Source organism: Vreelandella sp. L-15 (genome assembly GCF_056857635.1).
In genome coordinates this window covers 53631-66560 of the sequence record NZ_JBSXNN010000064.1, presented here as the reverse complement: position 1 = coordinate 66560, position 12930 = coordinate 53631, and the positions used below count along the sequence as shown (strand labels likewise).

At 58.4% G+C, this 12930-nt stretch carries 12 protein-coding genes and 3 pseudogenes; 10 read left to right on the top strand and 5 right to left on the bottom strand.

Going from position 1 to position 12930, the window contains the following annotated elements; translation table 11 throughout:
- Positions 1–151: 151 nt before the first annotated feature.
- Positions 152–262, top strand: a pseudogene (locus tag AC13CY_RS09725) (ATP-binding protein); the annotation flags it as partial.
- Positions 263–411: 149 nt separating this feature from the next.
- On the opposite strand, the gene AC13CY_RS09720 reads toward AC13CY_RS09725, so the two are convergent.
- Positions 412–1380 (bottom strand): chromate resistance protein ChrB domain-containing protein, encoded by a 969-nt coding sequence (locus AC13CY_RS09720; protein WP_062359216.1) that lies wholly within the window; start codon positions 1378–1380, stop codon positions 412–414.
- Between the two features lie 79 nt (positions 1381–1459).
- Between AC13CY_RS09720 and chrA the strand changes: the two genes are divergently transcribed.
- Both chrA and AC13CY_RS09710 read left to right on the top strand, forming a co-directional pair.
- Positions 1460–2836: a chromate efflux transporter gene (gene chrA / locus AC13CY_RS09715; RefSeq protein WP_062359217.1), complete on the top strand. Its 1377-nt coding sequence runs from the start codon at positions 1460–1462 to the stop codon at positions 2834–2836.
- Positions 2837–3036: 200 nt separating this feature from the next.
- The gene (locus AC13CY_RS09710) at positions 3037–3420 is read left to right on the top strand and encodes a cation diffusion facilitator family transporter (RefSeq protein ID WP_197746069.1); all 384 of its coding nucleotides are present in this window, start codon (positions 3037–3039) and stop codon (positions 3418–3420) included.
- Positions 3421–3455: 35 nt separating this feature from the next.
- Here the strand turns inward: AC13CY_RS09710 and AC13CY_RS09705 are convergent, their stop codons facing one another.
- Both AC13CY_RS09705 and AC13CY_RS09700 read right to left on the bottom strand, forming a co-directional pair.
- On the bottom strand, positions 3456–3953 hold the full coding sequence (locus AC13CY_RS09705; protein WP_062359218.1) for a type II toxin-antitoxin system YhaV family toxin: 498 nt from the start codon (positions 3951–3953) through the stop codon (positions 3456–3458).
- Positions 3950–4285 carry a type II toxin-antitoxin system PrlF family antitoxin gene (locus AC13CY_RS09700; RefSeq protein WP_062359219.1) on the bottom strand — a complete coding sequence of 112 codons (336 nt, stop codon included), beginning with the start codon at positions 4283–4285 and terminating at the stop codon, positions 3950–3952. The genes AC13CY_RS09705 and AC13CY_RS09700 overlap by 4 nt, the downstream gene beginning before the upstream one ends.
- 221 nt (positions 4286–4506) lie before the next feature.
- Here AC13CY_RS09700 and AC13CY_RS09695 point away from each other — a divergent pair, with 221 nt between their 5' ends.
- On the top strand, positions 4507–6015 hold the full coding sequence (locus tag AC13CY_RS09695) for a YifB family Mg chelatase-like AAA ATPase (RefSeq protein ID WP_062359220.1): 1509 nt from the start codon (positions 4507–4509) through the stop codon (positions 6013–6015).
- Here AC13CY_RS09695 and AC13CY_RS09690 read toward each other — a convergent pair.
- Positions 6012–6980, bottom strand: a complete 969-nt coding sequence (locus AC13CY_RS09690) for an alpha/beta hydrolase (protein WP_172416676.1) — start codon at positions 6978–6980, stop codon at positions 6012–6014. The genes AC13CY_RS09695 and AC13CY_RS09690 overlap by 4 nt on opposite strands.
- A gap of 219 nt (positions 6981–7199) precedes the next feature.
- On the opposite strand from AC13CY_RS09690, the gene AC13CY_RS09685 reads away from it, so the two are divergent.
- The 5 genes and pseudogenes from AC13CY_RS09685 to AC13CY_RS09665 all read left to right on the top strand — a co-directional run.
- Positions 7200–9374 carry a malate synthase G gene (locus AC13CY_RS09685; RefSeq protein WP_483052488.1) on the top strand — a complete coding sequence of 725 codons (2175 nt, stop codon included), beginning with the start codon at positions 7200–7202 and terminating at the stop codon, positions 9372–9374.
- Positions 9375–9465: 91 nt separating this feature from the next.
- Positions 9466–9882: a PaaI family thioesterase gene (locus tag AC13CY_RS09680; protein WP_137093986.1), complete on the top strand. Its 417-nt coding sequence runs from the start codon at positions 9466–9468 to the stop codon at positions 9880–9882.
- A gap of 9 nt (positions 9883–9891) precedes the next feature.
- Positions 9892–10185, top strand: a pseudogene (locus AC13CY_RS09675) (transposase); the annotation flags it as partial.
- Between the two features lie 279 nt (positions 10186–10464).
- On the top strand, positions 10465–11127 hold the full coding sequence (locus AC13CY_RS09670; RefSeq protein WP_137093984.1) for a nucleotidyltransferase family protein: 663 nt from the start codon (positions 10465–10467) through the stop codon (positions 11125–11127).
- A 41-nt stretch (positions 11128–11168) separates the two neighbouring features.
- Positions 11169–11579 (top strand): annotated as a pseudogene (locus AC13CY_RS09665) (EAL domain-containing protein); the annotation flags it as partial.
- On the opposite strand, the gene AC13CY_RS09660 reads toward AC13CY_RS09665, so the two are convergent.
- The gene (locus AC13CY_RS09660) at positions 11566–12006 is read right to left on the bottom strand and encodes a DUF411 domain-containing protein (RefSeq protein ID WP_044629873.1); all 441 of its coding nucleotides are present in this window, start codon (positions 12004–12006) and stop codon (positions 11566–11568) included. The pseudogene AC13CY_RS09665 and the gene AC13CY_RS09660 sit on opposite strands and share 14 nt — an antisense overlap.
- A 165-nt stretch (positions 12007–12171) precedes the next feature.
- On the opposite strand from AC13CY_RS09660, the gene AC13CY_RS09655 reads away from it, so the two are divergent.
- Positions 12172–12927, top strand: a complete 756-nt coding sequence (locus AC13CY_RS09655) for a glutaredoxin (RefSeq protein WP_074211279.1) — start codon at positions 12172–12174, stop codon at positions 12925–12927.
- The last annotated feature ends 3 nt before the right edge of the window (positions 12928–12930 follow it).

Sequence of the window (12930 nt, the reverse complement as noted above, 5' to 3'; positions counted from 1 at the left end):
AAACGCTGGAAGCGGATCAAGGGGTTTAACCAACTGAAGCTGGTCGTGAATAACGTTCAGTTTCGGGATGGAGAACGGGTGGATGATCAATCCGGCAGAGACGCCGCCTGATGCTCATACACCAGATTTGACAATAACTCGAGGGAGCGCCATGACATTAGCGATTGTGGCCACGCGGGCGGGCGTGGGGTTGGAAGCACCGGCGGTGCATGTCGAAGTACATCTGGCGAATGGCTTGCCGGGCCTGACACTGGTAGGCCTACAGCGATTCATAGCGTTAGCTGGTTTACCTTTGAAGACGGCTTCAGCACGTCCCCTGATCCGCGATTAATTAGCCTGGAACCCTTCGAGCCATAAGGGTCGCTAGCAAAAGGCTGGGGTAAACCCGGCCTTTTCACTATTAGCGCATACTCACTCCCGGCCTGGGTCTCCCGCCAAATATGCTTGGTAAAGGTCATCAAACAACATATCGGTATGTTGCAGCAGGGCATCATCGTCGTCACAGCGCTCTTTAGCCCCGGCCAGCATAAGTTTTAACCCCACGGCCTCTGGTACAGGGGTGCCCCCCACGTCCAAGTAGTGTACTAGCTCCGCAATTCTGCTCAAGCCTGCCTGCGTCTCAAGGCTAAAACTCGCGAGCAGCACTTCAAACGTCACCTTGTCATCAATATGGGTGAAATAGGCTCCATCATAATCAAACCCCAGCGCGTCTGGCGGGCACTGGCTTGGATGTTCTAGCCACACGAAGCGAGCCTCAGGATCAATAAAGCGCTTGATCAACCAAGCCGATGCTAGCCTATCCACCCAAGGGCGACGGCGCGTGGCCCACCGTTTTCCACGAAATGCAGAGTGATCAAGCCGTGGGATCTCGGCCTGGATCGGCTGGGGCTCATCTGGCACAAAGCAACGATTGAAGACGGTCTCCGCTTCTGCCAAGGCCATGATAGCGCGCTCGCTTTCTGATCCTGGAAAAAAATCAATCTCCACAATGCTTTGTAAACGTCGCTGCAACTGGGTCAATTGACGCTGCGCGTCTCGCTCCTCCAACTGAGGGCATGCCTGTTTCCAGTCAGCCACTGCCGCCCGTAAGGCCTGAAAATCTGGCGTTCGATCAAAGAGCGAAGGCAATACCTCGACGCTATCTATGGCTGAATCGTCTACCTCGATCAGCAGCGCGTTACCTCCCAGCTCCCGAATAGCGCCGACTTGCAGCTCCAGCGCTTCCCTTCGCGTGGGGCTAGCAGGCAGTAAGTAGACGCCGTCTCTGAGTACCGCAGCACCTAAACCACGAAGTGCCCGCCAGATCCTCATACGGGGTGTGCCCGACCGCCCACTGAGGCGCATGATCAGGATTAACCAGTGTTGTTCGTTATCTGCCATACCGCCTCTTACGTTGCATATATAACCTTACTGTTATACATTCTACAAAATAATACCCTGACTCGTTAGAGAGTGTGCCATGCCGTCCAACATTGAGTCGACCCATCAAGTCCCGTTCCGTGAGGCCGTTAGGGTCTGGTTAAGAATCGCACTATTGAGCTTCGGCGGCCCAGCGGGTCAGATAGCGGTGATGCATCGCATCCTTGTCGAAGAAAAAAAATGGATTGGCGAGCGCCGTTTTCTGCACGCGCTTAACTATTGCATGATGCTGCCGGGGCCAGAAGCGCAGCAGTTGGCTATCTATATCGGTTGGCTGATGCATCGTACCAAAGGTGGTTTAGTCGCGGGCAGCCTCTTTGTGCTACCTGGCTTCATCGCCATTCTAGCCCTGAGCTACCTGTATGCCGCCTTAGGCAATGTGGGAGCCGTTGAGGGACTCTTCTTTGGCCTAAAAGCGGCGGTTCTGGCCGTGGTACTTAACGCTGTCGTCCGTATCGGCAAGCGGGCGCTGAAAAATCAGATAATGCTTGGCATCGCCGCTGCCGCGTTTGTCGCTATCTTCTTTTTTGAGGTGGCGTTTCCGCTGATTATTCTGAGCGCGGCCCTTCTGGGGTACTGGGGAGGAAAGCGCGGCATGCCGGCCTTCCAGGTGGGCGGTGGCCACGGTGATGCCGACGAGTCAGTGCTTAGCGACCGAGACTCTCTACTGGGAGAAGGGCTGCCTGCCCATGCACGCCCCAATCACCAGTGGTCGCTACGCATGTCAGGCACGTTACTCCTATTGTGGCTGACGCCCGTGGTACTGCTATTAGCGCTATTCGGTAGCGAGAATGTGTTCAGTCAGATCGCATTCTTCTTTAGCAAGATGGCGGTGGTGACCTTTGGCGGTGCCTACGCGGTATTGGGCTACGTCACTCAAGAGGCGGTGCAAAACTATGGATGGCTGGCACCGGGCGAGATGCTGGATGGCCTGGGCATGGCGGAGACAACACCGGGCCCATTAATTCAAGTCGTCCAGTTTGTTGGGTTTATGGGCGCTTATCGTGACGCCACAGGCCTTGATCCCATGTTGGCGGCAACGCTCGCCGCACTGCTGACCACATGGGTAACGTTCATTCCTTGTTTCCTTTGGATATTTTTAGGGGCTCCCTATGTGGAGCGTCTACGTGACAACCGCGCCCTAAGCGCTGCGCTGTCCGCCATTACCGCTGCGGTCGTCGGGGTTATCCTCAACCTGGCCATCTGGTTTGGCGTTCACGTTATTTTCGCTGACGTAGGCGAGTGGCACGTGATGGGGGCGCGTATTTTAGCGCCGAATTTAGCGTCTCTTGATCTATTGGCGTTGTTACTGGCGGCAGGCGCCATGGTCGCGATTTTTCATTTCAAGGTGGGCATGCTCAAAGTGCTGGCGGGTTGCGCGCTTCTGGGTATCTTAGCGTCTCTTGTGTTTTTTTAGCCAGCAGTCCCCGCCGGTGACGTTTCCGTCTCATTAGCGTCGTCCTTTATAGTTCGCTGCGCTTACTCTCACACGCTTGGTTGTGAACCCACCTGATCTCCACTAGTATCCCACCTATCCCCCCTGGGGGGATAGGTGGCGTCGCAATGCTCGATAGCGCCTACGCTGAATATGATCTTCTTTCCTTAGGTACGCCCGTCATGCATCACCATCGCCTTGACCAATGGCAACACGATCACACGTTTGGCCAGAATCATAAACGCTCCGGTGAGTCGCGGACGCTCATTGTGGTCGGGCTGACCCTGGCCATGATGGTGTGGGAAATTACGGCGGGGGTGATCTACGGATCAATGGCGCTGCTGGCCGATGGGTTGCACATGGGTTCTCACGCAGTGGCACTGGGCATTGCCGCCTTCGCGTATGCCTATGCTCGGAAGCAGGCTACGAGTGACCGGTTCTCGTTTGGCACCGGAAAGGTCAACGCGCTGGGCGGGTTTACTGGGGCGATACTGCTGGCCGTATTCGCCCTGTACATGGTGATAGAAAGCGTGGGCCGCCTGTTCGATCAGGCCAAATCCACATAAAGTGACGAAGAACCCCCAAAAAGATCTAGTATGATTTAGTTATCGTTGTTATCTGCCGCTAAAAGTAAATGGGTTCGTTCCACTTCGCTCATTGAGGCTTTCTGTAAGGCTGTCCAACTATCCGGTGGGTTGCCACTGCTGAGCATTTTCTGAAAGACAGAGTAAGCATCATGCTTACTGCCATAAGCGCGTTTTGTAGCGTCATCATTGACCCATGCATAAATAATGATTTTGCTCGCAGCATCATAGCGAAAGAACAGCCGGTACTGCTGGTAGAACGTTGCTCGTTGCCAATGAGTGTGCTCTGTGCCAAGCGTGCTCCCTTGGCGATATTGAGTGCCTGATGGATCCTGCGGAATATCATTCAAGGCTAGCTTCATGATCGCTGCTAGACGCTTGGTGGACGCCTTGTTTCGATAACCGGCAGGATCTTTCGATTGAAGATGTCTCACCTTCAAGGTGAGTGCTTCGACTTGTTCCAAGAACAACGGATGGGCATAAATCGTCCACCCATTAACCTCCAGAGGCTTCATTCGTCGTCATCATCCTCTTCCAGCGCCTCTTCGAGGTCTACCTCAATACCTGCGGTAAGCCGTTCGGCCTCGGCAAAGCTACTGGCAGTCACCGGGCGAATATTTTCCGGATGCGCCAGAAGATCGCGCTCTAGAAAATTGAGGAAGTTGACCATCACAGGGTCGTGCCTGGCCTCATCACTCGCCTTGGAAAGCACCACTTCACCATCAGGACGAACGGTATAATGAATACGGTCACGGCGCTTCAGCTTTAGCGCCCGGCGAATCGATGCCGGAACAGTCGTTTGATAGCGATCCGTCAGAGTTGAGTCGTCTTCGATAAGCGTGCTCACTGTCGCTCTCCGCTTGATAGCAATGCAAAAGTAATGCAAAAGTAATGCAAAAGTAATGCACACAAAGTTAATGCAACCGCATTACTTCGTCAAGCTGTCTCCCCTGCTTGAACCGGTTGCTTAATCGCTACCAAAGCCTTCTTAATTACGTTAGGTTAAACACTTAAGCTAATGTAGCTTTATCCTACATTGGAGTAAGTGACAACTGCAGAGGAAAGGCGATGACGCTAGCCATTGTGGCCACGCGGGCGGGCGTGGGGTTGGAAGCACCGGCGGTGCATGTCGAGGTACACCTGGCAAATGGCTTGCCGGGCCTGACACTGGTGGGCCTGCCGGAAACCGCCGTAAAGGAGAGCCGCGAGCGGGTGCGCAGCGCCTTGATCAACGCGGGCTTCGACTTCCCCAACACCAAGCGCATTACCCTCAACCTCGCCCCGGCGGATCTACCCAAAGAGGGTGGCCGGTTTGATTTGCCGATTGCGCTGGGCATCCTCGCCGCCTCCGGCCAAATCCCGGTGGATGCGCTGGAAGGCATGGAGTGCGCAGGCGAACTGGCCCTGGATGGCAAGCTGCGGGCGGTACCCGGCGTACTGCCATTTGCGCTGGCGACCCGCCGCGCCAACAAAGCGCTGATTGTGCCCCGCGCCTGCGCCGATGAAGCCGCTCTGGCGGGCGATTTACCGGTGCTGCCCGCCGACTCGCTTTGGCAAGTGGTGGCTCACTTGCTGGGCCAGGAGAAAATTCAGCCCCACCAGCTCTCAGCCTCCGTTAAATCCACCGCCCCGGTGGCGGACTTAGCCGACGTGCGCGGCCAGCATCAGGCGCGCCGGGCGTTAGAGGTCGCTGCTGCAGGAGGCCATAACCTATTGCTCGCAGGCCCACCCGGCACCGGAAAAACCATGCTCGCCAGCCGCTTGCCCGGCATTCTGCCGCCGCTTTCCGAGGACGACGCCCTGGAGGTGGCGGCGGTGCGTTCGGTATGTGGCTTGCCACTGGAAGCCGACTGGGGCCAACGGCCCTTCCGCCAACCCCACCACAGCGCTAGCGCCGCCGCACTGGTCGGCGGCGGCTCCAAACCCAAACCGGGTGAAATATCGCTTGCGCACCACGGCGTGCTGTTTTTGGATGAGCTGCCAGAGTTCTCCCGCAACGTACTGGAGGTCCTTCGGCAACCCCTAGAAACAGGGGAAATTCATCTGTCTCGCGCCAGCCATGAGCGCCGATATCCCGCTCAATTTCAGCTCGTTGCCGCGATGAACCCTTGCCCCTGCGGGCACCTGGGCGACCCACGCCAACGCTGCCAGTGCAGTGCCAGCCAAATTCAGCGCTATCAGGCACGCCTCTCTGGCCCGCTGTTGGATCGTATTGATCTGCAAGTGGAAGTGCCCGCGCTGCCCCCGGAGCAACTCACCGCACAAACCCAGGGCGAGCCCTCCAGCGCGGTGCGCGAGCGAGTGATGGCGGCCCGGGAGCGGCAAATGGCTCGGGGCGCGCTCAACAGCCAGCTCAGCGGTAAAGCGCTGGAAGCCGCCTGCGCCCTTAATGATGAAGAGCGCGCCTGGCTGGCAGGCGTGCTGGAAAAGCTCAAGCTCTCCGCCCGCGCCTACCACCGCGTGCTACGCGTGGCGCTGACGCTGGCTGACTTACAGGGCGAACCCAAGCCCTCCCAGCCGCACTTTATCGAAGCCATCGGCTACCGGCAGTTGGATCGGCTATTGAAGGGAGCTTAATGCACGTTCTCGATAAAGCGATCGAGCGCTTCAAACAGCACTTGGCGAATCGGCTCGGCTTCGTTCACCAAGTGGTGGCGCGCCTCCGGGTGGCGGTGAATCTCCGCGTTGGGGAATTTTTCCGCCAGGATGGCCAGGTTCCACTCCCAATCCACGGTGAGGTCCTGCTCGCCCTGCAGAATCAGCGTGGGCAGTGGGTTGGGCTCAAGCGCTAACAGGCGCGGCATCCAACGGCGCATGGCGGTGATCCAGGCCACGCTCAAGCGCTCGGGCTGTAGCGGGTCCTGGTCGCGTAGAAAGGCGGTGAACGCTTCATCGGTGGAGTTGGGACGATACTTGCGCGGCAGCTCTTTGACAAAGGGGCTGGCGATTAAATGCAGCCAGCTGGCTTGGCTCCAGCGCCAAGGGCGCACCAGCGGAGCCAGCAGCACGATACCGGCCCAATGGGCGGCTTCTCGGCGGGTGAGCGCGTCGGTGGCGAGAATCGCCGCGCCGGTGCTTTGGCCAACGCCCAGCCACGGTTCCGGTGCCATGCCGAGGGTTTGCAGCGCCTCTTGCAGATGCACCAAGCAGTGCTGGTAGTCATCGAAGTCCTCAATTTCCGCCCGGGGGCCGCTGGAAAGCCCGTGGCCGGGCAAATCCCACAGCACCACGCGCCAGCCTTTGGCCAGCAGGCAACTGAGCAGGTGGCGGTACAGTCCCAGATGATCGAAATAGCCATGAATCACGAACGCGGTGCCGGTGGGCGCAGGTGGGCTCCACACTTGGCACCACAGCGCGAACCGTCCGGTATCGACAAATCCGGCATGCACTTCGCTAGCGTCGTTGAGCAGCGCCTCTAAGCCGTAGTGGCGAAAGTAGTCATGCACAGCGTCCGTTAGCGCGTCGCCTGGCGTCAAGCGGGAGAGCGACGACTCCCCTTGCGCCTGCCGAAACAGACCTTCCAAGTGTTGGAAATTATGCATTAACGTCTCTCCGTGAACACCACACTTCCATGGACTGAGTAACAGCACAAAATAACAGTGGCGGTGCCGCCCGCTCTTATCATTTGGTCGAGCATTTTAACGCTTTAGGGTCTACGCTGTTTACATGCCAACGCAGGTGTGGAAGTATTTTCCATAAATCACCCTTCACCCGAACCGTGGCACTAGAACAATCCACGGGCACCTTCACAGGAGATCCCCATGAGCGAGCGTATCACGCGTCACCGTTTACAGGTGGCAGCCGACCTAGATCGTTTCATCAACGAGCAGGCTCTGCCGGGCACCGGCGTCGACGAAAGCGCCTTCTGGGCCGGTGTCGATGCCCTGTTCCACGATTTGACCCCGAAAAACCGCCAACTGCTTGAAGAGCGCGACGCGCTGCAAGAGAAGCTGGACGCTTGGCACCGGGAAAACCCCGGTCCGGTTCGTGATATGCCCGCCTACCGCAGCTTCTTAAAAGAGATCGGCTACCTGGCCGATGCACCGTCCAGCGTAAAAGCCACCACCGCTAACGTCGACCGTGAAGTGGCGATTCAAGCCGGCCCGCAGCTGGTCGTACCGGTGAGCAACGCCCGCTACGCCCTGAACGCGGCCAACGCCCGCTGGGGCAGCCTGTATGACGCGCTGTATGGCACCGATGCCATCTCCGAAGAGGACGGCGCGGAAAAAGGCACCAGCTTCAACCCGAAACGCGGCGAAAAAGTAATCGCTTACGCCCGTGGCGTGCTGGACCGTGCCGCCCCGCTGGCCACTGGCTCTCACCGGGATGCCGTGAAGTACGCCATCCGCGACGGCCACTTGGTCGTCAGTCTGGAAGGCGGCCGTGAAACCGGCCTAAAAGACGCTGGCAAGCTGATTGGTTTTAACGGTGATGCTTCCGCCCCCGAATCGATTCTGCTGGCCAACAACGGTCTGCATCTGGAAATCCAGATCGATGCCAACCATTCGATCGGCAAGACAGATCCGGCGCACGTCAAAGACGTCGTGGTTGAAGCCGCGCTGACCGCCATCATGGACTGCGAAGACTCCGTTGCGGCGGTAGACTCCGAAGACAAGGTCGGCGTGTACAGCAACTGGCTCGGCCTGATGAAGGGCGATCTGGAAGAGAACATCGAAAAAGGCGGCAAAACCTTCACCCGTAAGCTGCACGCCGACCGCACTTGGCAAACCACTGACGGCAACACCGTCACACTGCCGGGTCGTTCGCTGATGTTCGTGCGCAACGTGGGCCACCTGATGACCACGCCTGCGGTGCTGGACGAAAACGGCAACGAGCTGCCGGAAGGCATTCTGGACGCGGTAGTCACCTCGCTGCTGGCCCTGCACGACCTGAAGAAAGACGCCGACCAACCGCGCAACTCCCGCGCAGGCTCGGTGTATATCGTCAAGCCGAAGATGCACGGCCCTAAAGAAGTCGCCTTCGCCAACGAGCTATTTGGCCGCGTCGAAGACATTCTGGGCATGAGCCGTGACACCCTGAAAATGGGCATCATGGACGAAGAGCGTCGCACCACGGTGAACCTCAAGGCGTGTATTGCCGAAGCGACCTCACGCGTAGTCTTCATCAACACCGGCTTCCTGGACCGCACCGGCGATGAGATGCACACCGCCATGGAAGCAGGCCCGATGGTTCGCAAAGGCGATATGAAGAGCGCTGCGTGGATCACCGCCTACGAGAAAAACAACGTGCAGGTCGGTTTGGCCTGTGGCCTGCGCGGCCGCGCCCAGATTGGTAAAGGCATGTGGGCCATGCCGGATCTGATGCACAACATGCTGGAGCAGAAGATTGGCCACCCGAAAGCCGGTGCCAACACTGCGTGGGTACCTTCCCCCACGGCGGCTACCCTGCACGCCCTGCACTACCATCAGGTAAACGTGGCCGACGTTCAGCGCGAGCTGGAAGCCCAGGGCGAGCCGGACTTCCTGGACGACCTGCTCACCGTGCCGGTAGCGGAAAACGCCAACTGGTCAGAGGAAGAGATTCAGCAAGAGCTGGATAACAACTGCCAGGGCATTCTGGGTTACGTGGTGCGCTGGGTGGAACACGGCGTCGGCTGCTCGAAAGTGCCGGATATTCACAACGTCGGCCTGATGGAAGACCGCGCCACGTTGCGTATCTCCAGCCAGCACATTGCCAACTGGCTGCATCATGGCATCGTCGATGCGCCCCGCGTTGAGGAGACCCTCAAGCGCATGGCGAAAGTAGTTGACGAGCAGAACGCTGGCGACCCCACTTACACGGCCATGAGCGCCGACTTTGAAAGCTCTACCGCGTTCAAAGCCGCCTCTGACCTGGTATTCAAAGGTCGCGTACAGCCGTCTGGCTACACCGAGCCGCTCCTGCACGCATGGCGTCAGGTACACAAAGCCAAATAAGCCTCATCGCTTAATGGCCCCCAGCCCCAAGGCTCGCGCCTTGGGGCTTTTTTATTTATGCTGACTTACGTTAACGTCAAGGAGAACAACAATGACCGCCATGACCGTCGAGCAGATCGAGCATTTTCTGGATGAGGTCTTTCCCCAGCGCATGGGCAAGATAGAGAGCGTTGGAGAGATGTGCGCCACCATGCGTCTAACTATTGGCCATGAGCACTTGCGCCCTGGCCCTCGCGTGTCGGGCCCTACCATGATGGGCTTTGCGGATGTGGCGCTGTACGTGGCGATACTGGCCCAAATTGGCCCCGAAGCGATGGCCGTGACCAGCGATTTAAACTGCCACTTTCTACGCGCAGCCTCGGGGGATCACGACATCATCGCCCACGCCAGGCTGATCAAGCTGGGCCGCCGCCTGGCGGTGGGCGAAGTGCAGATTTTCTCCGCCAGCGATGACACGCGCCCCGTGGTGCATGTCACCGCCAGCTATGCGCTGCCGGATAAACTCTAGGCAGCCGAACAGCGCGGCCGTCCGCTCATCGGCCTGGAGCGCATGCTGCGGATCTACTTCCTGCAACAGTGGTATGCGCTCGCCGACGAGGCGCTCGAAGATGTGATCTACGATAGTCAGGCGATGCGCGACTTCGTGGGTATCGATCTGGCCATCGAGAGCGTACCAGACGCGACCACGCTGCTGCGCTTCCGTCATCTGTTGGAGAAGCATGCGCTGACCCAGCGAATCTTCGAGGAGATCAACGCCCACTTGGCTGAGCAGGGCCTGTTCATGCGCGAGGGCACCATCGTCGACGCCACCTCGGCCAACGTCGCCGATGTCACCATGGCGGGCCTCCTGGTTCGGGACGATGCGAAGGACGAGTTGACAGGGCCAGTGCGTCTTGAATCTGCCCTGCCAGCCGGCTAACCCGGCTGGCAGGGGGAACAGACCACCTTCGCTGGTCAGAAAGTGACCGCTGATGCAGTGAAAGTGCCATTATGAGCGTTTCAGCCGCTTAGAGACGAATTGATCAGCGGCTCCTTAGCGCAACGACCCGCGCTAAGCGGGCAGGGTGACTGACGAAAGGACGCAATATTGATGCAACACTTGGATCGGCAGGTGATTGAACATACTCAGCAAAACAGGCAGTGCGCGGAGAGCGCTCATCACGTCGTCGCGCTCGTGATGGCAGCAGGTTACTCACGGCGCTATGGCGACGCCGATAAGCGCCAAGCGCGCCTTGCCGATGGCAGAACGCTGTTGGCCACGACGGTGGCACGCATTGAGCAGGCGTTTCTCCAGGTAAGGGTTGCGATTCGAGAGGAAGACGACGCACTTCAGCTCGGCTTGGCGCCGAGCACGCCGCTGATTCGATTGCATCGGGCGCCACTGGGTTTGGGTGCGAGCCTTGCCGAAGCGGTGGCGGCGTTGAGTCGTGATCGTCGCCTAAAAGACGCTCAGGCCGTCGCGGTGCTGCTAGGCGATATGCCTCGCTTTCAGCCCGAAACGCTACTGACGCTGCAGCAGTGCATCACCCGAGACACCATCTGGCGGCCATGCTTCCGCGGCCAACCTGGACATCCGGTACTGTTTGGGCGGGATTTTTGGCCAGCCCTGGCAGGCATCGACGGCGAGTCAGGGGCAGCGTCTTTGATTCGGCAACATGCTTCACACTACCGTACCCATGACGTGGACGATGCCGGGGTGGTATTCGATGTTGATACGCCAGACACACTCTCCAACCTCAAGGACGCCCTGTAGGATGGCGTGGTGCTATTTGATGATGGAGCGCGCATCAGCGCTTAACCTTGGAGCTCACTGAATCGCTGCTAATGAGCGACCCAGAAGGCACCATCGATAAGATGCTGCGCCTGCGGCAACTGGACATCCGCTTTGCGCTGGATGATTTTGGCACCGGCTACTCATCGCTGGCGTATCTCAAATCACTGCCGCTGGACACGCTCAAAATCGACATTGCCTTCGTCAAGGATTTAACCTTGGATATGCAGGCAACGCCGATAGCCGCCACCATTATCGCCCTAGCAGAGAGCCTGGGATTAGACGTGATTGCTGAAGGCACGGAAACTGCCGACCAGTGCACGGTGCTGGCTCGCTTAGGATGCCATGTGTATCAAGGCTACTATTTTGGCAAGCCAGCACCCGCAGCAGAGTTTGCGCGACGCAACGGCGCTTCTTCGCCTACAGCGTCATAAACGGCTGGGCGTCTTGATCGCTGAATAGGTAAACGTTGTAAGGCTCGCTTTGGGGCCCTGGCATGCCCGGTGTGCCAATCGGCATACCGGCTAAGCCGATGCCATCGACATCCGGTTGCTGTTCAAACAGTGCCTCAACCGCTTCCATCGGCACGTGCCCTTCAATCCAATAGTTGCCTATCTCAATGGTGTGGCAAGAGCCCATGCCGTAAGGCACGCCCGCCTGCTGTTTGATATCACCCAGCTCGACGTCATCAATAATGGTGACGTCTACGCCCAGCGCTTCAAGATGACGCGCGTACTCATCGCAGCAGCCGCATTGCGGGTTTTTATACAGCGTCGCCTCATCGGGCAGCGCCGCTTGGGCTGTTGCGGCACCAAACATCAGTGCACCGGATACCAAGAGCGCCGTGGCGTTACGTTTCATATGTATCTCCTGTTAAATGGTCTCTGTTATAAAGCTTACAACCTAGGGGTTACCCATAGGTCAAGCCCGCTGCAGCAGCATCAGCCCGGTTATTTGACCTATGGGCGGCACCAGGTTCTACGCTAAAGGTTGGACGTTGATCGCAAGACGACAAGGAGGCTAACCATGGCAGCAACGACCCACCACACTGCCCAGGTGTATCGGATGAAAACCGCCGAGCACATGTGCCCGTTCGGCTTGAAGGCCGTCGACCTGCTCAAACGCAAAGGCTACGCGGTGGATGACCACACCCTCACCTCTCGTGAGGAGATCGACGCGTTCAAGGCGCGAGAAGATGTCGATACCACGCCGCAGGTGTATATCGATGGGGAGCGTATCGGCGGCTACGAAGAGCTGCGTGAGCATCTAGGGATGAGCGTTCCCAATGCCAAAGAGACTACCTACCGCCCGGTGCTGGCCATTTTTGCCATCGCGCTATTGATAGGCCTGGCGATGAGCTGGACGACCCAGGGCACGCTGCTCACGGCGCGCATGCCAGAGTTTGCCGTAGCGACCGCGATGGTGCTGCTGGGCCTGCAGAAGCTGCAGGATATCGAAAGCTTCAGCACCATGTTTCTCAACTACGACCTGCTCGCCCAGCGCTACGTGCCCTATAGCTACGTTTACCCCTACGCCGAAACCGCCGCCGGGCTGTTGATGCTGGCTGGTACACTGATTTGGGTAGCCGCGCCGCTGGCGCTATTCGTCGGCACCGTGGGCGCGGTATCAGTCTTCAAAGCGGTTTACATCGATAAGCGCGAACTCAAGTGCGCCTGCGTGGGTGGCAACAGCAACGTACCGCTCGGCTTTGTGTCGCTCACCGAAAACCTGGTGATGATCGGCATGGGCCTGTGGATGCCGCTGCGCATGCTACTGGGCTAGCAT

What these genes read in the sequence shown, in the direction of transcription:
- AC13CY_RS09720 (WP_062359216.1), bottom strand. Translation starts at nt 1,380, where the DNA reads ATGGCAGATAACGAACAACACTGGTTAATCCTGATCATGCGCCTCAGT.
- chrA (WP_062359217.1), top strand. Translation starts at nt 1,460, where the DNA reads ATGCCGTCCAACATTGAGTCGACCCATCAAGTCCCGTTCCGTGAGGCC.
- AC13CY_RS09710 (WP_197746069.1), top strand. Translation starts at nt 3,037, where the DNA reads ATGCATCACCATCGCCTTGACCAATGGCAACACGATCACACGTTTGGC.
- AC13CY_RS09705 (WP_062359218.1), bottom strand. Translation starts at nt 3,953, where the DNA reads ATGAAGCCTCTGGAGGTTAATGGGTGGACGATTTATGCCCATCCGTTG.
- AC13CY_RS09695 (WP_062359220.1), top strand. Translation starts at nt 4,507, where the DNA reads ATGACGCTAGCCATTGTGGCCACGCGGGCGGGCGTGGGGTTGGAAGCA.
- AC13CY_RS09690 (WP_172416676.1), bottom strand. Translation starts at nt 6,980, where the DNA reads ATGCATAATTTCCAACACTTGGAAGGTCTGTTTCGGCAGGCGCAAGGG.
- AC13CY_RS09685 (WP_483052488.1), top strand. Translation starts at nt 7,200, where the DNA reads ATGAGCGAGCGTATCACGCGTCACCGTTTACAGGTGGCAGCCGACCTA.
- AC13CY_RS09680 (WP_137093986.1), top strand. Translation starts at nt 9,466, where the DNA reads ATGACCGCCATGACCGTCGAGCAGATCGAGCATTTTCTGGATGAGGTC.
- AC13CY_RS09670 (WP_137093984.1), top strand. Translation starts at nt 10,465, where the DNA reads ATGCAACACTTGGATCGGCAGGTGATTGAACATACTCAGCAAAACAGG.
- AC13CY_RS09660 (WP_044629873.1), bottom strand. Translation starts at nt 12,006, where the DNA reads ATGAAACGTAACGCCACGGCGCTCTTGGTATCCGGTGCACTGATGTTT.
- AC13CY_RS09655 (WP_074211279.1), top strand. Translation starts at nt 12,172, where the DNA reads ATGGCAGCAACGACCCACCACACTGCCCAGGTGTATCGGATGAAAACC.